This window comes from Streptomyces sp. NPDC005784, from assembly GCF_042871525.1.
Taxonomy (GTDB): domain Bacteria; phylum Actinomycetota; class Actinomycetes; order Streptomycetales; family Streptomycetaceae; genus Streptomyces.
The window spans coordinates 1-19,147 of record NZ_JBIAIQ010000063.1; the positions used below are offsets into that span (position 1 = coordinate 1).

Genomic DNA, 19,147 nt, shown 5'->3' on the forward strand with positions numbered 1-19,147 from the left:
GCTACGACCCCGCCATCCACCAAGCCAACGGCAAGGTCAGCGCAGCCGCTGAGGAACCCTTGGCGGCATAGAGGTTGACTCAGGAAACTCATGCCTGTTCCCCCCTGCCCGCGATGCGGTTGATGCGGTCGACGGCGCGCTCGAAGCCCCGGGTCAGGTCGTCGAAGACCTCCTGGACGGAGCGTTCGCTGTTCATCCGGCCGACGATCTGCCCGACCGGTGTGCCGAGCAGCGGCTCCACCTCGTACTTCTGGATGCGGGAGACGGCGTCGGCGACCAGCAGGCCCTGGAGGGGCATGGGGAGCGTGCCGGGTCCGTTCGGGTCGTCCCAGGCGTCGGTCCACTCGGTGCGCAGCTGGCGTGCGGGCTTGCCGGTCAGGGCCCGTGAGCGGACGGTGTCGCCGGAGCCGGCGGCGAGGAGTTTCCGGGTGACGGCGGGCGAGTGCATGTCGGCCTCGGTGACGGTCAGCCAGACCGACCCGAGCCACACTCCCTGCGCACCGAGACTGAGCGCGGCGGCCACCTGCTGTCCGCTGCCGATGCCGCCCGCGGCCAGGACCGGCAACGGGCCTACGGCGTCGACGACTTCGGGCGTGAGCACCATCGAGGCGATCTCCCCGGTGTGTCCGCCGGCCTCGTAGCCCTGCGCGACGACGATGTCGATGCCCGCCTCGGCGTGCTTGCGCGCGTGCCGGGCGCTGCCCGCGAGGGCCGCGACGAGCACGCCCTGGGCATGGGCGCGCTCGACGACGTCGGCGGGCGGTGAACCCAGCGCGTTGGCGAGCAGCTTGATCGGGTAGTCGAAGGCGACGTCGAGCTGGCCGCGGGCGACCTGTTCCATCCAGCCCGTGATGCGCCAGCCGGCCGCCTCGCCCTCGGCGAGTTCGGGCACACCGTATTTGGCGAGGGTGTCCTTGACGTACTGCCGGTGCCCTTCGGGGATCATCGCCTCGACGTCGGCCTCGCTGACGCCCTCGACCTTCTTCGCGGGCATGACGACGTCCAGGCCGTAGGGCCTGCCGTCGACGTTCGCCTCGATCCAGTCGAGGTCGCGTTCGAGTTCGGCGGGGTCTGTGTAGCGGACCGCGCCGAGCACACCGAATCCGCCCGCGCGACTGATGGCCGCGGCGACGGCGGGAAACGGCGTGAAACCGAAGATGGCGTGCTCGACTCCCAGTTCCTTGCTCAGCTCCGTCTGCATGGGCGCAGGATGCCGCAGACCTCCGGACGAGGGAAGGCCTTTTCTGATACTCCGTCAGATCTCTTGAGCCCCGCCGGGGAGGGTTGACACGCCCACTCCTGACCGGAAAGTTTCGCTCGGCACGGCAGACCCGGAAAGATACTTTCAGGCGACGCGAGCGAGAGGCTTCTCGATGACCGAAGGCGCGAAGGACAGGACGGAAGGCGAGCGGAACGGAGCGGGGGGCGACCGGGCCGGAGCGTGCGACGGGCCGGGGAGAGCGGGCTGCGGGCTGACCCGTCGTCAATGGGGCCGGGGCTTACTGGCCGTGGGTGGGACGCTGGCCCTCGCGCCCTTCCCGGCGGGCCCGGCGGCGGCCTCGACGGGGAACGGCCGCCAGACCCTGAGGCACGGCACTCCCGGGCAGGCCGGACTGCTCGCCGGCCATCTGCGTCAACTGGTCGCGGACGCCGAGGCGTTCCTCGATCCCTCCCCCAAGTACCCCTGGTACGCCGGTGCCGTCCTGCTCGCCGGGCGCGGTGGCACCGTGGCCCTGCATCAGCCGATCGGCATGGCCGTGCGCTACGCGGCGTACGACGAGAAGACGGACACCGGTGTGGAGTTCCCCGCCGACCGGCAGATCCCGGCGGCGATGGACACGGTCTACGACCTCGCCTCCGTCTCGAAGCTGTTCACCTCGATCCTCGCCGTCCAGCAGATGGAGCGCGGCGCCCTGGAGCTGGAGGCCACCGTCGCCTCGTACCTCCCGGAGTTCGCGGGCGGCGGCAAGCAGGGCATCACGATCCGTCAACTGCTCACCCACACCTCCGGGTTCCGCTCCTGGATCCCGCTGTACAAGGCGCCCACCCGCCAGGGAAAGCTCCAGCTCATCTGGGACGAGGTGCCCCTCCATCCGCCCGGCACCGCGTACCTCTACTCCGACCTGAACCTGATCTCGCTCCAGCTGGTCCTGGAGAGGATCACCGGCCGGACCCTCGACACACTCCTGCGCGACGAGATCACCGGCCCCCTCGGCATGGACCGCACCCGTTACAACCCGCCCGCCTCCTGGAAGCCGGAGATCGCCGCGACCGAGGACGCCCGGCTGCCCTGGTCGGGACTGGACCGCGGGCTCGTGTGGGGCGAGGTCCACGACGAGAACGCGTACTCCCTGGGCGGGGTCGCCGGTCACGCCGGGGTCTTCTCCCGCGCCTGGGACCTGGCGATCCTCGGCCGTACGCTGCTGAACGGCGGGGCGTACGGCAGGGCGCGCATCCTGAGACCGGAGACGGTGGACCTGATGTTCACCGACTTCAACACCGCGTTCCCCGGCGACGAGCACGGCCTGGGCTTCGAGCTCTACCAGCACTGGTACATGGGCGCGATGGCGACACCGCGCACCGCGGGCCACACCGGATTCACCGGCACCTCGCTCGTCCTCGACCCGACGACCGACTCCTTCCTGATCGTCCTCGGCAACTCCGTCCATCCCGTGCGCAATTGGCGATCCGGCTCCGCTCCCCGGGTCGCCGCCGGGAACAACCTGGCGCGCGCCGTCGCGGTGCGTCCCGTGCGCGGTCGTACGTCCTGGTACTCCGGGATGGCGAGCGCGACGACGGCGACGCTGACGCTGCCCGCGCTCGACACCACCGCGGGTCCCACGCGCCTCGGCTGCGCGGTGTGGTGGGACACCGAGCCCCTGTCGGACGTCCTGTTCCTGGAGTGCTCGACCGACGGCGGCACGACCTGGCAGCCGGTCCCGTTCACGACCCGGCGACGGTCCGAGGACCCGGAGGCCCATCCGGCGGGTACGGTCACCGGCTGGTCGGGGCGGGTGTGGCACCGGCTCGGCGCTGACCTGCCGAGCGCGGCGGCTCTCACGCTGCGGTGGCGTTACACGACCGACCGGCTGTACGTCGGCCGCGGCGCGTACGTCGACGCCCTGCGGGTCGAGGCCGCAGGCCGCGTCGTCTTCGACGAGACGCGCCCGGCGGACGCGGCGCGGATCACGGCGACGGGCTGGGTACCGTCCAGGGACTGACGCCGGGGTGGGGACAGGAGCGGTCACCCGACCGGCCCTGCCCCCACCCCGGTGGCCGGTGTCCCGTGGCCCGTGCCCGGGTGGCCCGTGGCCCGTGACCGGTGTCTCGTGCCCTGTGCCCCCCGGTGGCCAGTGCCCAACAGCCCGTGCCCGGTGGCCCAGTGGCCCGTGTCTCGCCCCCTGTGACCTCCGGTGGCCGGTGCCCAATAGCCCGTGGCCGGTGGCCTGTGCCTCATGCTCTGCGGCCGGTGCCCCGTGCCCGGGGCCCGTGCCGGGGGACCTGTGCCCCATGCCCAGGGGCCCGTGGCCAGTGCGCCGTTCGGGTGCCCGTGCCCCATGCCCGGGGGCCCGTGGCCAGTGCGCCGTGCCCGGGGCCCGTGCCTCGTGCCTTGTGACCCGTGGCTGGCGCCCCGTGGCACCCCGCGCCGCGCCCGGTGGCCGGTGTCTCGCGCCCTGTGACCCCCGGTGGCCAGTGCCCGATAGCCCGTGCCCGGTGGCCTGTGCCTCGTACTCTGCGGCCGATGCCCCGTTCCCAGGACCCGTGCCGGGGGACCTGTGCCCCGTGCCCGGGGGCCCGTGACCAGTGCCCGGGGGCCCGTGGCCAGTGCCCGGGGGCCCGTGGCCAGTGCCCGGGGGCCCGTGGCCAGTGCCCGGGGGCCCGTGGCCAGTGCCCGGGGCCAGTGCCTCGTGCCCGGGGGCCCGTGGCCAGTGCGCCGTGCCCGGGGCCCGTGCCTCGCGCCTTGTGACCCGTGGCTGGCGCCCCGTGGCACCCGGCGCCGCGCCCGGTGGCCGGTGTCTCGTGCCCGGTGGCTCGGTGGCCCGGTGGCTCGGTGGCCAGCGCCCCGTGCCCCGTGGCCGGTGCCCCCTGCCCGGGGGGCGGATGCCTCGGGCCGTGTGGCCCGTGGCCCGTGGCCCGGCGGCCTCGCGGCCCGGCGGCCCGGCGGCCCGGCGGCTCGCGGCTCGCGGCTCGCGGCCCGCGGCTAGCCTCCCTGGCCCAGGGACTCCAGTACCGCCTTCGCGGCGTTGTGGCCGGGTACGCCGCTCACGCCGCCGCCGCGTACCGCGCCCGCTCCGCACAGCAGTACGTTCGCGTGCCGGGTCTCGACGCCCCAGCGGCCGGTGCCCTCCTGGGCGTAGGGGAAGGCGAGGTCACGGTGGAAGATGTTGCCGCCGGGCAGGCGCAGGTCCCGCTCCAGGTCGAGCGGGGTCTTCGCCTCGATGCACGGCCGCCCGTCCGCGTCGGTGGCCAGACAGTCGGTCAGCGGCTCGGCGAGGTGCGCGTCCAGCTGGGCCAGCGTCGACTTCAGCAGCTCCTCCCGTACGGCGTCGTTGTCCCGCTCGAAGAGCCGGGCGGGCGTGTGCAGGCCGAAGAGCGTGAGGGTCTGATAGCCCTGCTCGACGAGGTCCGGGCCGAGGATGCTGGGGTCGGTGAGCGAGTGGCAGTAGATCTCGGAGGGCGGCGCGGCGGGCAGTTCACCGGCCGCGGCCTGCGCGTGGGCGACCGCCAACTGCTCGTAGCCCTCGGCGACGTGGAAGGTTCCGGAGAACGCCTCGCGCGGGTCGACGGAGGTGTCACGGAGCCTCGGCAGCCGCTTGAGCAGCATGTTCACCTTGAGCTGGGCACCCTCGGCGGGGGTCGGCGGCTCGTCTCCGGTGAGGAGTGCGAGCTCCTGCGGCGAGGCGTTCACCAGGACGTGCCGGGCCGCGACGACTCCCTCACCGTCGGCGGTCCGGTAGGTGACCTCGGCGGACTCGCCGTCCGTGTCGATCCGCAGCACCTCGTGGCCGGTGGCGATCACCGCGCCCGCGGCACGCGCCGCGCCGGTGATCGCGTCGGTCAGCGCGCCCATCCCGCCGACGGGCACGTCCCAGGCTCCGGTGCCACCGCCGATCACGTGGTACAGGAAGCAGCGGTTCTGCCGCAGCGACGGGTCGTGGGCGTCGGCGAAGGTGCCGATCAGCGCGTCGGTGAGAACGACACCGCGTACGAGGTCGTCGGTGAAGTACTCCTCGACAGCCGTGCCGACCGGCTCCTCGAAGAGGATCCGCCAGGCCTCCTCGTCGTCGACGCGCGTCCTCAGTTCCTCGCGGGTGGGCAGCGGTTCGGTGAGCGTCGGGAACACACTCCGGGCGACGCGGCCGGTCATCGCGTAGAAGCGCTGCCACGCCTCGTACTCGCGCTCCGATCCCGTCAGCCGGGCGAACGCCTCGCGGGTGCGCCGCTCGCCGCCGCCGACGAGCAACCCGGTGGGCCGTCCTTCCCGCTCGACGGGCGTGTACGAGGAGACCGTGCGGCCCCGGACCCGGAAGTCGAGCCCCAGGTCCCGCACGATCTTCCGGGGCAGCAGGCTCACCAGGTACGAGTAGCGCGACAGCCGCGCGTCGACTCCGGCGAAGGGCCGGGTGGACACGGCGGCACCGCCGGTGTTCCCCAGGCGCTCCAGCACGAGCACGGACCGACCGGCCCGCGCCAGGTAGGCGGCGGCGACCAGTCCGTTGTGGCCTCCGCCGACGATCACGGCGTCATATCCCTCGTGTACAGGCATAGTTCTTCGTAGCACGTGATGATCTACGTCGGCCAGGGGTGCGCGGCAAGCGGCGGGCAACCGTACGAGGACGCGCGGACGTCTCGGACTACGGGCCGCCTGCTCGCGTTGGGGCGAGCGTCCTGGGCCAGGGTGCCGCACCAGGGTTGCGGGGAGATCCGAGCGCGGCCCGTCAGCGCGAGCGCCGGGCGTTGAGCCGGGCGGCCTGGCGCGTCAGGTGGTCGCGCTCGGCGAGGTTCGGCGCTTTCCGTGCCGCCTCGGCGTACAGCCGTGCCGCCGCCGCCAGGTCGCCGTCGCGCTCGTGGAGGTACGCCGCCACCGCGGTGTGGCGGGGCAGAGTGTCGTGCAGCGCCGCGAGCGCCGCCAGGCCGGCGCGCGGTCCGTCGGCCTCACCGACGGCCACCGCGCGGTTGAGCCGGACCACCGGGCTGTCGGTCAGGCGCGCGAGCTCGTCGTACCACTCGACGATCTGTACCCAGTCCGTCTCCTCGGCGGTGGGCGCGTCGGCATGGAGTGCCGCGATGGCGGCCTGGGCCTGGAACTCGCCCAGCCGGTCACGGGCGAGGGCCGCCTGCAGGATCCCGACGCCCTCGGCGATCGACCCGGTGTCCCACCGGCCGCGGTCCTGCTCGGCGAGCGGTACGAGGCTGCCGTCGGACGCGGTCCGGGCGGCGCGCCGGGCGTGGTGGAGCAGCATGAGGGCGAGCAGCCCCGCCACCTCGGGGTGGTCGATCGCGGCCGCGAGCTGCCGGGTGAGCCGGATGGCCTCGGCGGCGAGGTCGACGTCGCCGGAGTAGCCCTCGTTGAAGACCAGGTAGAGGACGCGCAGCACGGTGGCGACGTCGCCGGGGCGGTCGAACGCCACACCCGATACGGTGCGCTTGGCCCTGCTGATGCGCTGCGCCATCGTCGCCTCGGGCACCAGGTAGGCCTGGGCGATCTGGCGGGTGGTGAGCCCGCCGACGGCGCGCAGGGTGAGCGCCACGGCGGAGGAAGGCGTGAGCGCCGGGTGGGCGCACAGGAAGTAGAGCTGGAGCGTGTCGTCCGCCGTCGGCACGGGTCCGGGTTCCGGCTCCTCGTCGACGAGGTCCTCGCGCCGGCGACGGGCGGCGTCCGCCCGGCTCGCGTCGAGGAACCGGCGCCAGGCCACGGTGACCAGCCAGCCCTTCGGGTCCCGCGGCTGGTCGGCCGGCCAGACACGGACCGCTTCGACCAGCGCGTCCTGCACGGCGTCCTCGGCCGCCGCGAAGTCGGCTCCGCGGCGGACGAGGATGCCGAGCACGCTCGGTGTGAGGCTCCGGAGCAGAACCTCGTTCATCTGAGAGATCACTCCGTGATGGTGGGCGACACGCCGTAGAACGGGCGCAGCTCGAGCCACTCGTGGATCGGCTTGCCGCCCGCCCCGGGGGCGGCCGACAGCTCACCGGCCAGTTCGACGGCGCGCTCGTAGGTGTCGACGTCGATCACCATCCAGCCGGCGATGAGGTCCTTGGTCTCGGCGAACGGACCGTCGGTGACCGGCGGGCGTCCCTCGCCGTCGTATCGGACGAATGTCCCCTCGGGGGCGAGCGCCTGGCTGTCGACGAACTCGCCGGTCTTCTCGAGTCGGCCCGCGAAGTCGTTCATGTACTGAATGTGGGCCGAGATCTCCTCCGGCGTCCACTGGTCCATCGGCGCGTCGTTGACCGAAGCCGGAGCGCCACGGTAGTGCTTGAGCAGCAGGTACTTGGCCATCGTGCTTCTCCTCGGTACTGGTGCGATCCATTGTGGTCGCGTTCACTGCTGGGACGGAGCGGGCCACGGGTTCTCGACATCACCGGCCTAGTTTTTTCGACTCTCTTGGATGCGCCGAGGGAGCCCTCCCCCGCTGCCCTGGTTCGCTGCCCTGGTTCGCCGCCCTGGTTCGCCGCCCTGGTCGCTGCCCGGGCCGCTGCCCGGGCCGCTGCCCGGGCCGCTGCCGCGGTCGCCGGCGCGGTCAGCGTCCCTGGGCCGCCCGCTGCTGCCGCAGGGCGGCCACCCTGCGGTACAACTCCACCGCCTCCTGCCCGTGCCCCAGCTGCTCCAGGCAGTGCGCTTCGTCGTTGCGGCTGGCGAGGGTGTCCGGATGGTCGGCGCCGAGCACGCGCTCGCGGGCGGCGGCGACGCGCCGGTACTCGGTGAGGGCGTCGGCCCAGCGGCCGAGCCAGCCGAGCCCGACGGCGACCTCGCGGCGGCTGACGAGGGTGTCGGGATGCTCGGCACCGAGCACGCGCTCGCGGATGGCGCAGACGTCACGGGACTCGGCGAGAGCCTCCTCCCAGCGGCCCAGGCGGCCGAGGTTCACGCCGAGCCCGTGCCGCGCACGCAGGGTTTCGGGATGCGCGGCGCCTTGTGCCCGGGTGCGGTCGTCGACGAGAGAGCGGTACAGCTCCAGTGCCTGCGCGCTGCGGCCGAGCCGGCCGAGGCTGATGCCCACTTCGTAGCGGGCGGCGAGCGTGTCCGGATGGTCCGGGCCCAGGGCCTGCGCACGGGCCCCGGCCACCTCCTGGTAGGTGAGCAGCGCCTCGGTCCAGCGCCCCAACTGGCCCAGGGCGTAGGCGACTTCGTAGCGGGTGACGAGTGTGTCGGGGTGGGCCGGGCCGAGCACCCGGGCACGGGCGGCTGCGACCTCGCTCGCCATGCGGTACGAGTCCTCCAGGCGTCCGAGCCTGCTGAGGTTGAAGGCGAGATTGTGGCGGCAGCGAAGCGTGTCCGGATGGTCGGGGCCCATCGCGCGCTCCCGGGCCGAGAGCACCGACGTATAGGCCTGGTGCGCCTCGAAGTGGCGGCCCAACTGTCCCAGCACATAGGCCATTTCCTGCCGCGCGGCCAGGGTGTCGGGATGCTCGGCGCCGAGCACCCGCTCCCTGGCCTGGGCGACGCGCGCGTACTCGCCGAGAGCCTCGGCGGGGCGTCCGGTGCGGCTGAGGGTGAAGCCGACCTCGTAACGGCTGGCGAGCGTGTCCGGGTGGTCGGGCCCGAGCAGATGCTCCCGTTCGGCGGCGACCGAGCGGTGCACCTCGCCCGCCTCGGTCCACCGGCCGAGCCGCCCGAGGCTCAGTCCGGCGTTGTGCCGCCCCGCCAGGGCGGTGAGCGACTCCGGTGCGGGGGTGGGCCGTTCGCTGCGACCCGATGCGGGCGCGACCGCGGTGGAAGGGCGGGCCGTCCACTCACCGGTGAGGCCGCCGGACGCGTCCGGCGGGGTGCCACGCAGTCCCGCGCCGGTGGCCTTGTGGCCGGTGGTCATGCCCTGGGTCCAGGACGGCAGCCGGGGTGCGCGGGAGGGCGGCTGCTCGGGTCGGGACAGGCCCCGGGGCGCAGGAGAGCGCTGTCCCCCGGCGGGGTGCGGCGGGGCCGGGGCGACCACCGTCGGCACATACATCGGCGTGGTGCGCCCGGCGCTGATGCGGCGGGCGAGCTCACGGGCGTCCCGCGGACGCTGCTCGGGCCGTTTGGCGAGCAGGTCGAGGATGATCCGCTCCAGGTACTCGGGGAGGTCGGCCCGGTGGCTGCGCGGCGGCTCGGGCACGGTGTCGCGGTGGCCGACGAGAACGGCCCAGGCGTCGTCGAGGTCGAACGGCGGTGCTCCGGTGGCGATTTCGTAGAGCACGCACCCGAAGGAGTACAAGTCGCTGCGCTGGTCGACCTCCGAGCCACCGATCTGTTCCGGCGACATGTAGTGCGGGGTGCCCATCGCGATGCCGGTGCCGGTGAGCCGCGAGGTGAATCCGATGTCGTGGCCGAGGCGGGCGATGCCGAAGTCGCAGATCTTCACGGTGCCGTCGGTCAGCCGCATGATGTTCGCCGGCTTCAAGTCACGGTGCACAATGCCCTGTTGGTGGGTGTACGCGAGCGCGGCGGTCACCTGGTCGGCGATGTCGACGACTTCGGCGACCGCGAGCGGATGGTGGTGGTTCTCCTCCAGGAGCTGGCCGAGGTTGTGTCCCTCCAGCAGTTCCATCACCAGATACAGCACACCGTCGGACTCGCCGAAGTCGTGGACGACGGTCACCCCGCGGTGCTGAAGGGCGGCGGCGACCCGGGCCTCGCGCCGGAACCGCTCGCGCAGGACGCGGGTGAAGGACGGGTCGTGGTGCGGGCCGAGCGGCTTGAGGCACTTGACGGCCACCTGGCGGCCCAGCGATTCGTCCCGCGCCCGCCACACCTCGCCCATGCCGCCGCGCCCGATCGGATCGAGGAGGCGGTAGCGCCCCTGGATCAGCCTGCTCTCCGCCATCTCGAGTGATCGCCCCCGTCACTGCTCAGCCCCGGGCCCACCCCCGGCCCCGGTTCAGTATGGCGAGCTATCTGCCGACTTTGTACGGTGCCGGGCGCGAGCCGGGGCCGAGCCGTGACACGGCCGAGAGAATGTGTTTGGGCGGGAGTTGCCAGCGCAGCCGTGCGGGGACACAGCGCAGCGCGGTGCCCGTGACGCGCAGCCGCCGGGTCACCGCGGCGGGCGACGGCGCCGCCCTTCCGTACAACGCGTGGGCGTACGGCGGCAGAGCGGCGTACGCGAGCCCGGCCACGCGCCGCCACAGCAGTGCGCACGCCGGTACGAGCAGCGGGTGGACCGGTGGACGCCGGAGGAAGTCGTCCACTTCGCGGGCTTCGGGGCCCGCGGCGAGTTCGGGGAGCATCTTCTCGAAGTGCGCGGCCAGTTCGGCCCGGTTCGCCGGCACCTGGTCGGGGTCGAGCCCCACCAGCCGCGCGCCGACCCGGTGTTCCCCGATGTAGCGGTCGGCCTGCGCGTCCGTGAGCCGGAAGCCGGAACGCCGCAGGACGTGCAGATAGGAGTCGATCTCCGAGCAGTGCACCCACAGCAGCAGTTCTGGATCATCGATCCCGTAGTACTCACCGGTGTCCGGGTCGCTGGCGGTGAGCATGCGGTGAATCCTCCGGACCCGGGCCGCTGCCCGCTCCGCGGCCTCGACCGTCCCGTACGTCGTCGTTCCGACGAAGTTCGCGGTGCGTTTCAGCCGGCCCCAGGCGTCATTCCGGAAGTCGGAGTTCTGCACGACACCGCGTACGACGCGCGGGTGGAGGGCCTGAAGGTAGAGCGCGCGGATCCCGGCGACCCACATCATGGGGTCGCCATGCATCTGCCAGGTGACCGATTCGGGGCCGAAGAGTCCTGGGTCAGCGGCTCCAGTGAGATCCATTCCGTCAGATGTGCCCAGAATCGACAGTCGGCACACGTGGCAGGTCACCGACACGGCTCAGCAGCCCCCGCGCCCGCCGGATCGCCCGCCGGCTCAGCGACTCGCCGCTCCGCACGGGGTCACGAAACCGCTTGCGACACGATCACGAGACGGGTCCTTGTCCCTGCCCCACGACGGAGAAGGGCCACCATCCGCCGCGGGCGGCCTGCGCCGAGCAGGATCCCCAGCCCCCGGTGTCCGCGATCGCGTTGTTGGATTCGACCTCCAAGTTCCCGATGGCCACCGCAGCCACAGCCGAACCCGTGACCTTGTCCGTCAGCGTTCTCCTTCGGTGAGCATTTCGTCGAGCGGAAAGGGCGGGGACGGGTGCCATTCGCGATCATCCGGCGGGGACGGGTGCGGCACCACGAAGCGATGCCTGCCACATTCGATCTCCCTGGGTTCGAGCCCCGGCAGGACGACTGTCGCGACCGAGCCGGTCGGCACGGTGACGTCGACGCGGAGTTCACCCTCGGCTCGCTCCCACGCGACCTCGGCCAGGCCGTAGGGAGTGCGGTGCGCCGTGCGTGCCCACGAGATCCGTCCCCCGGGTCGCGGCTCGATCCGCAGCGACCGGTACCCCGGCGAGCCGTTTCTTCGCGGTGGCGCTGAACTACCGTCCGCATGCCGCCGAAGCCGGCCACGTCCCGCCCGAGATCCCTCTGCTCTTCACCAAGTTCCCGAGCTGCATCGTCGGCCCGGCCGCGGAGGTCGAACTGCCCAAGGGCAATGTCGACTGGGAGCTGGAGATGGTCGCCGTCATCGGTGCGCCCTGCCATCGAGTGTCGGCGAGCGAGGGCTGGGAGGTCGTGGCCGGGCTCACCGTGGGGCAGGACCTCTCCGAGCGCGTCCTCCAACTCACCGGCAAGCCGCCGCAGTTCTCGCTGGGCAAGTCGTATCCGGGCTTCGGCCCGACCGGTCCGGCGCTGGTGACCCCCGACGAGCTGCCGGACCGGGACGACATCGCGATCGAGTGCCTGCTGAACGGCGAGAGCGTCCAGGCGGCGCGCACCAGCGAGATGATCTTCTCCGTTCCCCAGTTGGTGGAGTTCATCAGTGCGGTGTGCCCGCTCCACCCCGGCGACCTGATCTTCACCGGGACCCCCGCCGGGGTGGGCAACCGTCGTGTTCCGCAGCGGTTCCTCGGCCCCGACGACGTGCTGGTCAGCCGGATCGACGGCCTGGGCGAGATGCGCCAGACCTTCCGCTGAACGCGGCCCGCGCCGGCCGCCACCCAGGAGGCCGGCGCGGGTCCGCTTCGTCATGGCCCGGACCGCGGCTGCGACACGCACGGTCGCCGCGCACATCCGCGCCGCGCGTGTGACCAGGCTCGATAGTTGGAACCAGGTCATGTTCGTGACCTGCACCGATGCCAAGTAGCTTGAGCGGCTGGCCGCATGAAATCAGCAAGATAGTCGGCACTTCGGTACACCGCAGGTCGCGACGCGTGTCGCCGTGGCTGGACGCCGTGGCGATCAGCCGCACTTCCCACCGGACGCCGACATAGCCGCCGAGGGCGACCGGGCACGCCAGGAACGGGCCGGGGCGCGCGCCAGGTCGATCAGTTCGAGGATCTGCGGCGCGTCCGCCGGGCCCAGCGGGACAGCCTCGGGGTCGGGCTCGAAGAGGGTGCCCGGGGCGAGGAACTGAAGCCCTGGATGGTTCTCGATCACCGCCCAGCCGTCCGGAACGATGGCCGCCCCGGTCACTGCGACCCGCGGTGCCCGGCCAGCGCTGCCAGCTCCCGCCGGGCGCCCAGGTCGTCCGGGCCGACGGCGGCCCGGAAAGGGGAGATGGGAGATGTCCGCCGGGTAGCCGGCGGCGCGGGCACCGGGGCCGGTGCGCACGGCCTGCGCGGCCTGCACTGCCTGCACTGCCTGCACTGCCTGCACTGCCTGCGGACCAGCCAACACCGATCGCACCGGGTTGTCGAGCGAGAGCAGATCCTCGGTGCGCGGGCGCGGCGGGACGGAACAAGCGGCCGGGTCACCTGCCCTACGCTGGTGAAAATTAATGGGGGTGCCCCTTCTTCGGGGACGGCTCAGTGACTCGTGGGACGCGGGCGTCCGAGCGCGAACCGGCTCGGTCCGGGCTCTCCGCGTACCAGCGCGGCCGCCACCTCGCCGATGACCGACGCGAACTTGAAGCCGTGCCCGGAGAACCCTCCCAGCACGGTGACCGGGCCCTGCCGGTCGATGACGAAGTCATGGTCGGGGGTGGTGGTGTACAGGCAGGTCACGGCCTCGGGCGCGGTGTGGTCCACGCCGGGGAGCCAGCGCTCGGCGTACGCCGCCAGCTCTCGCAGGATCGCGGCGTCCGGGGTGCGGTCGCGCCGGTCGGGGTCGACGACCGGGCCGACACCGTGGAAGCCCGCCTTGACGCCGTCGGTGCTGCCGAGTCCGTACACCCCGTCCGCGGTGAGGCCGTCCATGGGCAGCGCGGCGCCCGGGTGGTGAATGTAGCTGGGCCAGGTGAGCGCGTCCGCCGCGGGGAAGTGCGCGGGCTGCTCCTGGGTGACACGCAGCACCGGCACGCCGCCGACCAGCGGAGCGGTACCGCCGCCCAGCATTCCGGGCGCCCAGCCGCCGACCGCGACCACGACCGCATCGGCGCGCAGTTCCTCCTCCGAGTCCGTGACCACCCGGACGTCGGCGTCGCCGTGCACCGACAGCCCGGTCACCCGGACGCCGTGCCGGACCTCCGCGCCGTGCGCCCGCGCCGCCTGCTGGAAGGTGGTGACCGCCTCGTCGGCGTGCAGGCGTCCGGCCTCCGGGTGGAAGACCGCACCGGTGTCGGCGCGCAGCCCCGGCCAGCGCTCGGCGACCTCTTCCGGGGTCAGCCGCTCGGCAGGGTGTCCGGCGACGGTCAGCGCCTCATACAGTGCCTTGGTCGTGGCGGCCGGGCCGTGGTCGACGGCTCCGGTGAGGGTGAGCACCTGCCGTCCCGTCTCCTGCTCCAGCCGCCGCCACAGTGGCAGCGACCGCACGGCGAGACCGACGTAGAAGGGGTCCGTGTAGGCCAGCCGGAAGATCCGCGCGGTGCCGTGCGAGCTGCCCCGGTCGTGGCCGGGCGGGAAGCGCTCCAGCAGGGTGACGCGGTCACCCTGGGCAGCAAGCCGCCACGCGGCGGACGAGCCCATGACCCCGCCACCGATGACGACGACTCGACGAGAAGACACGATGCTCGATCCTTTGGTGAACGATCCGGACCCACCGGGCAACCGGACGCCCCGAGGTTTTCGGGTGTGACCTGCAACTTTCCATCAACCGTCGGCCCGGAGCGAACCGGCCGGGTCACCGCCGCCCGCCCCCTGTGCCCGTCGACACGCTCGACCGTGCTCCAACTCTCCTTTTCCAGGCTGGTTTGCGAGTGAGCCTCTTCCAACCTCATGTTGATGCGTGGTGAAGGACGAGGACGGCCTTCACGACGTCGGTGATCCGGTTGGTGCTGCAGCGGAGCTTGCCGAGCAGACGCCGGCCTTTCAGTACGGCCATGGTCTGCTCGCCGACGCGGCGGATCTTGGCGTGGGTGGTGTTGTAGCGCCGCTTCCATCGCTTGAGGCGACGGCCCCGGAACGGACTCGGATGGGACCGCCGGCCCCCCTGATACGCCCTGTCTGCCAAGCACTTCAGCTCTGCAGTGGTGAGCGCGTCTATGATCCCGTGGTGCCGGGCGGCCGTCAGATCGTGAGTCGAGTCGGGCAGCGCTGCTGAGGCCCACAGCAGACGTCCGAACGGATCGGCGAGGACCTGCACGTTCATGCCGTGGCGTTTGTGTTTCCCGGAGCAGTACGGGGGGTCGGCGGCGATCCGGTCGATCGGCAGCAGCGTGCCGTCCAGGATTGCGAACGCCTTCGTCCGGGCCGTCGTCATCGCCTCGGCCAGAGTGGGAACCAGTGTGGTCAGAACCTCGACAGCCTCGCGTATGTAGCGGTGGACCGTCGCGATCCCGATGCTGAACCCGGCAGCGAGCTGGGCACAGGTGTCACCGCACCGCAGGTGGGCCAGGGCGAGCAGGGCTTGACGCCCGGCCGCCGGCCGCCGCCACCGCGTACCGATCTCCCTGCGGCGGCCTGCGAGCTGCCCGGTCAGGTACCGCAGAGGCGACTGGACAGGTCGATCGACGACGGGTAAACGAGCACGCGAAGCTCCTGGCGGTACGGGTGATCTTGGTCGAGAACCCGTCTACCAGGAGCTTCGCCGCTTCGCTGAACCTTCCGACTGCGCCGAGGCTCGATAGTTGTCACCGGCGGAGCCGAAAAGGCCGGCAGCAGGGCCGGGCCGAAGCAGCCTGGTTGTCACTTGGAAGGCAGGCTACTTGTCACAGACGCTCGGTGCCTTTCGATCCCTCACCTCGTGGTCCGCCGGCGGCTCGGGCTCGACGGCCGTACCGACATGGCGTGACGGCGCCGGTCACGAGGACGCGCATGCGCCATCTCCCCGGGGTGGCGCGAACCGGAAGCGCGTCACCAGGGCACCTCTCCCTCGTCGTCGAAGAAGCGGCCCGTCGGCCCGTCGGCCGATACGGTGGCCAGCCGGATCGCGACGGCTGCGCCCTGCTGGGGGGTGCGCACTCCCCGGAAGCCGTTGAGGTCGGTCGCCGTGAAGCCGGGGCAGACGGCGTTGATCAGGATGTGGGTGTCGGCCAGTTCCTTGGCGTACTGCACGGTGACGGCGTTGAGGAACGTCTTCGACGGAGCGTAGGCGATGGCGATGGGGCCCGTCTCGGCGCCGGGCGTGGTCTGGAGTGTGAGGGAGCCGACGCTGCTGGAGACGTTCACAATCCGCGGCGACGGCGAGCGGCGCAGCAGAGGGAGCAGGGCATTGGTGACGCGGATGACGCCGATCACGTTGGTCTCCACGGCCGCCCGTACCCAGTTCACGTCGACCGTGGTGGGCTCCTGCGGTCCGCCGCCGGTGATCCCCGCATTGTTGACGAGCGCGTCGAGCCGCCCGGCCCGCTCCTCCATCAGCCGAGCCGCCGCTGTCACGCTGGCGTCGTCGGTCACATCCAGCGGCACGCCGAACGCGTCGGCTCCGGCCGCGCGCAGCCTGTCCACAGCGGCCTCGCGCCGCTCCTCGTTCCGCGCGCCGATTCCGACGGACCAGCCGAGGGCGCCGAGCCCGGCGGCGATCTCGTACCCGATGCCCTTGTTGGCCCCGGTCACCAGCGCGACCTTGTGGTGGTTCACGGTGTTCGTCTCACTCATGACATCGATCCTTCTCCCCCGCCGGGCAGGGCGTCCAAGACCGACTGGGTGGACGGCGATACCGCCCGGGTATCGCTCCTGGCCGTCCCGGTTAGGCTGGCGGGGTGGAGACACGTGAGTTGCGGTACTTCGTCGCGGTCGCCGAAGAGCTGCACTTCGGCCGGGCCGCGCGGCGGCTCGGGATCGCCCAACCCCCGCTGTCGCGGGCGATCGGCGGGCTCGAACGGCGCCTGGGCACCCTCCTGCTGGAGCGTGGCAGCCGGGGTGTCGCCCTGACCGGGGCAGGGGCGGTGCTGCTGCGGGAGGCGCGGGCGGCGCTGGACGCCGTCGAGGCCGCCGAACGGCGCACCCGCCGGGCCGCCCTCGCGGCGACCGGCCGCCCCGCCGTGGTCCTGGCCGCGAAGGCGGGCGCGTCCGGTGAACTGCTGGCGAAACTCCTCGACGCCTACGCCGCCGAGCCCGGCGCCGTCGCCGTGGACGTCGTGCTGTGCGGGCCGGGCGAGCAGACACGGTTGCTGCACGACGGCCGGGCCGACGTAGCCCTGCTGCATCGGCCGTTCGACGACACGGCCGGCTTCGACACCGAGGACCTGCACTCCGAGGGTCAGGTCGCGATCCTCCCGGCGGGCCACCCTCTCAGCGCCCGCCCCCACGTGCGGCTCGCCGAGGTCACCGACCTTCCCGACCTGCCCCTGCCCCGCTGGCCTCGCCCTGACGGCACCTTCCCGGACGGCCCCGGGCCGCAGGTGCGCGACCACACGCAACTCACCCAGCTCATCACCCTCGGCCGCGCCTGCGCGGTCGTGCCGGAGTCGGGCCGCACCGGCCTGCGCGAGGACCTCACCGCCGTACCGGTCCCCGACGCCCCCCACGTCACCACGGTCATCGCCTGGCCCCCACACAGCCGTTCAACGGCGGTCGCGGGGCTGGTCCGCGCCGCCACTGCCCTGTGACCGACGGCGGTGAACGCCGGGACACCGGGCTGGATTTCGGGGACAGCGTCCGGTCTGCCATCAGCTCCCGACACATCGTGCGGTACGAGGTGACTGGCCTGCACCGGCGTTGCCGGAACCGCGCCCCTGGCACAGCCAGGCTCCGACGCGAAGTGACAACGAGCCTGCCTTGGTGACACCTATCGCGCCTCGGCTCACCAACACGCGGGCACCATCGGCAGGTTGGAAAAGGCTCACCGTCCCCGACCTGCGGATTCCGCTGCTTTGATCACTCGGCGGGACGCCATCATGACCGACCGCGAAGCCCTGAGCACGGAGCCGAACCCGCTCCGCATCGACGTCTCCGAACACTTGGTGGAGCACCACCACCGACTGCTGCGCGAGAGCGGCGCGACTCACTTGCAGATCAAGGTGGACATCGAGACCCGACCGGCGAGGTCTGGAACGCACCGGAGGGCTCAATTGATCATGGTGCCAACTATCCTCGGTGTGTGACAACTAACGTCTGTGGTCACATCGCGTCAGCGCCGCACCCGGGGCATCCCCAGTCCGATCCACGAGATGATCTCCCGCTGGATCTCGTTGTTCCCGCCGCCGAAGGTGAAGATCACGGCCGATCGGTAGCCGCGTTCGAGTTCGCCGTGCAGGACGACTCCCGCGGAGCCTTCCTTGAGTACACCGGGGGCCGCGACGATCTCCATCAGCCAGGCGTACGCGTCCCGGCGCGCCTCGGAGCCGTACACCTTGACGGCGGAGGCGTCCTGCGGGGTGAGTGTGCCCTCCTGGACGGCGTTCACCATCCGCCAGTTGAGGAGTTTCATGGCGTCCAGCTTGGTGTGCGTCCGGGCGAGGAGGCGGCGCACCCAGGGGAGGTCGACGACGCGGCGGCCATCGGCGAGTTTGGTCTCCATCGCCCAGCGCTGGACATCGTGCAGGGCGCGGATGGCCATGGTGCCGTGAGCCGCGAGGGTGACGCGCTCGTGGTTGAGCTGGTTGGTGATCAGCCGCCAGCCCTTGTTCTCCTCGCCGACCCGGCGCGCGGCGGGGACGCGGATATTCTCGTAGTAGCTCGCCGTGGTGTCGTGCGAGGCGAGCGTGTTGATGATGGTGCACGAGTAGCCGGGGTCGGAGGTCGGCACGAGGAGCATGGTGATGCCCTTGTGGGGCGGGGCGTCCGGATCGGTACGGACGGCGAGCCACACCCAGTCGGCCGTGTCACCGTTGGTCGTCCAGATCTTCTGGCCGTCGACCGTGTAGTGGCCGGTCTCCTCGTCGCCTTCCCGTACGGCCTTGGTCCTGAGCGCGGCGAGGTCCGTCCCGGCGTCGGGCTCGCTGTAGCCGATCGCGAAGTCGAGCTCGCCGGAGAGGATCTTCGGCAGGAAGTAGGACTTCTGCTCCTCCGTACCGAACTGCATGATCGTCGGTCCGACGGTGTTGAGGGCCATCAGCGGCAGCGGTACCCCCGCCTGGGCCGCCTCGTCGAAGAAGATGAACTGCTCCATCGGGCTCAGGCCACGCCCCCCGTACTCCTTGGGCCAGCCGACCCCGAGCCAGCCGTCCGCGCCGAGCCGTCGGATCGTCTCCCGGTAGAAGCGCTTCTGCGTCGCCGGATCGCCGTAGCGCGCGTAGGCGTTGTCCGGTACCAACTCGGCAAAGTAGAGCCGCAGTTCGGTCCGCAACCGCTGCTGCTCCGGCGTGTATTCGAGATGCACGGCGCCTCCTGCTCCCCGAGCCCGACCTGACGGCGCACACCGTAGAACGTGTTTCAGAAATTGGGAATGCCGATGACGCGGACGCCGGGTCCGCGGTGGGTGGGCGGGCGTGCCGGTCCGGGGCCCCGGGGGGGGGGCGGGCCCGGCCCCCCCCCCCCCCCGCCGCGGGCCCCCCCCCGGGGGGGGCGGCGCCCGGGGGCGCGGGGGACCCCCCCCCCCCCCCCCCCCCCCCCCCCGCGCCCCCCCGCGGGGGGGGGGGGCCGCGCCCCCCCCCCCCCCCCCCCCCC

The 19,147-nt window shown here is 72.3% G+C and carries 15 protein-coding genes and 1 pseudogene; 4 read left to right on the forward strand and 12 right to left on the reverse strand.

Annotated elements, in window-relative coordinates:
* Positions 1-88: 88 nt before the first annotated feature.
* Positions 89-1,201, reverse strand: coding sequence for an NAD(P)H-dependent flavin oxidoreductase (locus ACFYR3_RS42950; protein WP_389287741.1), 1,113 nt, complete (start codon positions 1,199-1,201; stop codon positions 89-91).
* Between the two features lie 172 nt (positions 1,202-1,373).
* Here ACFYR3_RS42950 and ACFYR3_RS42955 point away from each other — a divergent pair, with 172 nt between their 5' ends.
* Positions 1,374-3,221: a serine hydrolase gene (locus ACFYR3_RS42955; protein ID WP_389287743.1), complete on the forward strand. Its 1,848-nt coding sequence runs from the start codon at positions 1,374-1,376 to the stop codon at positions 3,219-3,221.
* A gap of 980 nt (positions 3,222-4,201) precedes the next feature.
* Here the strand turns inward: ACFYR3_RS42955 and ACFYR3_RS42960 are convergent.
* The 6 genes from ACFYR3_RS42960 to ACFYR3_RS42985 form a co-directional block, all read right to left on the reverse strand.
* The gene (locus ACFYR3_RS42960; protein ID WP_355858227.1) at positions 4,202-5,767 is read right to left on the reverse strand and encodes an NAD(P)/FAD-dependent oxidoreductase; all 1,566 of its coding nucleotides are present in this window, start codon (positions 5,765-5,767) and stop codon (positions 4,202-4,204) included.
* Positions 5,768-5,939: 172 nt separating this feature from the next.
* Positions 5,940-7,085, reverse strand: a complete 1,146-nt coding sequence (locus ACFYR3_RS42965; protein ID WP_355858238.1) for a DUF6596 domain-containing protein — start codon at positions 7,083-7,085, stop codon at positions 5,940-5,942.
* Positions 7,086-7,093: 8 nt separating this feature from the next.
* Positions 7,094-7,501 (reverse strand): YciI family protein, encoded by a 408-nt coding sequence (locus tag ACFYR3_RS42970; RefSeq protein WP_356782874.1) that lies wholly within the window; start codon positions 7,499-7,501, stop codon positions 7,094-7,096.
* 241 nt (positions 7,502-7,742) lie between these two features.
* The gene (locus ACFYR3_RS42975; protein ID WP_355858221.1) at positions 7,743-10,022 is read right to left on the reverse strand and encodes a tetratricopeptide repeat protein; all 2,280 of its coding nucleotides are present in this window, start codon (positions 10,020-10,022) and stop codon (positions 7,743-7,745) included.
* Between the two features lie 67 nt (positions 10,023-10,089).
* Entirely contained in the window at positions 10,090-10,947 is an 858-nt protein-coding gene (locus tag ACFYR3_RS42980; RefSeq protein WP_389287746.1) for an oxygenase MpaB family protein, read from the reverse strand.
* Between the two features lie 315 nt (positions 10,948-11,262).
* The gene (locus tag ACFYR3_RS42985; RefSeq protein WP_389287765.1) at positions 11,263-11,556 is read right to left on the reverse strand and encodes an alpha-L-rhamnosidase C-terminal domain-containing protein; all 294 of its coding nucleotides are present in this window, start codon (positions 11,554-11,556) and stop codon (positions 11,263-11,265) included.
* Between ACFYR3_RS42985 and ACFYR3_RS42990 the strand changes: the two genes are divergently transcribed.
* A complete protein-coding gene (locus tag ACFYR3_RS42990) occupies positions 11,514-12,197 on the forward strand; it encodes a fumarylacetoacetate hydrolase family protein (protein ID WP_389287748.1) in 684 nt (227 codons plus the stop codon). The genes ACFYR3_RS42985 and ACFYR3_RS42990 overlap by 43 nt on opposite strands.
* Positions 12,198-12,461: 264 nt before the next feature.
* Here ACFYR3_RS42990 and ACFYR3_RS42995 read toward each other — a convergent pair whose 3' ends face one another.
* The 4 genes and pseudogenes from ACFYR3_RS42995 to ACFYR3_RS43010 all read right to left on the reverse strand — a co-directional run bounded on the left by ACFYR3_RS42995 (position 12,462) and on the right by ACFYR3_RS43010 (position 16,195).
* Positions 12,462-12,695, reverse strand: a complete 234-nt coding sequence (locus ACFYR3_RS42995) for a hypothetical protein (protein WP_389287750.1) — start codon at positions 12,693-12,695, stop codon at positions 12,462-12,464.
* A gap of 332 nt (positions 12,696-13,027) precedes the next feature.
* Complete coding sequence (locus ACFYR3_RS43000) at positions 13,028-14,164, reverse strand: FAD-dependent oxidoreductase (protein ID WP_389287752.1); 1,137 nt, start codon at positions 14,162-14,164, stop codon at positions 13,028-13,030.
* A gap of 208 nt (positions 14,165-14,372) precedes the next feature.
* Positions 14,373-15,127 (reverse strand): annotated as a pseudogene (locus ACFYR3_RS43005) (transposase family protein).
* A gap of 324 nt (positions 15,128-15,451) precedes the next feature.
* On the reverse strand, positions 15,452-16,195 hold the full coding sequence (locus tag ACFYR3_RS43010) for an SDR family oxidoreductase (protein ID WP_389287754.1): 744 nt from the start codon (positions 16,193-16,195) through the stop codon (positions 15,452-15,454).
* A gap of 104 nt (positions 16,196-16,299) precedes the next feature.
* On the opposite strand from ACFYR3_RS43010, the gene ACFYR3_RS43015 reads away from it, so the two are divergent.
* Both ACFYR3_RS43015 and ACFYR3_RS43020 read left to right on the forward strand, forming a co-directional pair.
* A complete protein-coding gene (locus tag ACFYR3_RS43015; protein ID WP_355858203.1) occupies positions 16,300-17,148 on the forward strand; it encodes a LysR family transcriptional regulator in 849 nt (282 codons plus the stop codon).
* A gap of 288 nt (positions 17,149-17,436) precedes the next feature.
* Positions 17,437-17,643, forward strand: a complete 207-nt coding sequence (locus ACFYR3_RS43020; RefSeq protein WP_355858200.1) for a hypothetical protein — start codon at positions 17,437-17,439, stop codon at positions 17,641-17,643.
* A 26-nt stretch (positions 17,644-17,669) separates the two neighbouring features.
* Here ACFYR3_RS43020 and ACFYR3_RS43025 read toward each other — a convergent pair whose 3' ends face one another.
* On the reverse strand, positions 17,670-18,860 hold the full coding sequence (locus ACFYR3_RS43025; RefSeq protein WP_355858197.1) for an acyl-CoA dehydrogenase family protein: 1,191 nt from the start codon (positions 18,858-18,860) through the stop codon (positions 17,670-17,672).
* Positions 18,861-19,147: the final 287 nt, after the last annotated feature.

Coding starts and splice junctions, on each gene's coding strand:
- ACFYR3_RS42960 (WP_355858227.1), bottom strand. CDS start 5,767: ATGCCTGTACACGAGGGATATGACGCCGTGATCGTCGGCGGAGGCCAC.
- ACFYR3_RS43010 (WP_389287754.1), bottom strand. CDS start 16,195: ATGAGTGAGACGAACACCGTGAACCACCACAAGGTCGCGCTGGTGACC.
- ACFYR3_RS43020 (WP_355858200.1), top strand. CDS start 17,437: ATGACCGACCGCGAAGCCCTGAGCACGGAGCCGAACCCGCTCCGCATC.
- ACFYR3_RS42965 (WP_355858238.1), bottom strand. CDS start 7,085: ATGAACGAGGTTCTGCTCCGGAGCCTCACACCGAGCGTGCTCGGCATC.
- ACFYR3_RS42975 (WP_355858221.1), bottom strand. CDS start 10,022: ATGGCGGAGAGCAGGCTGATCCAGGGGCGCTACCGCCTCCTCGATCCG.
- ACFYR3_RS42970 (WP_356782874.1), bottom strand. CDS start 7,501: ATGGCCAAGTACCTGCTGCTCAAGCACTACCGTGGCGCTCCGGCTTCG.
- ACFYR3_RS42950 (WP_389287741.1), bottom strand. CDS start 1,201: ATGCAGACGGAGCTGAGCAAGGAACTGGGAGTCGAGCACGCCATCTTC.
- ACFYR3_RS42980 (WP_389287746.1), bottom strand. CDS start 10,947: ATGGATCTCACTGGAGCCGCTGACCCAGGACTCTTCGGCCCCGAATCG.
- ACFYR3_RS42955 (WP_389287743.1), top strand. CDS start 1,374: ATGACCGAAGGCGCGAAGGACAGGACGGAAGGCGAGCGGAACGGAGCG.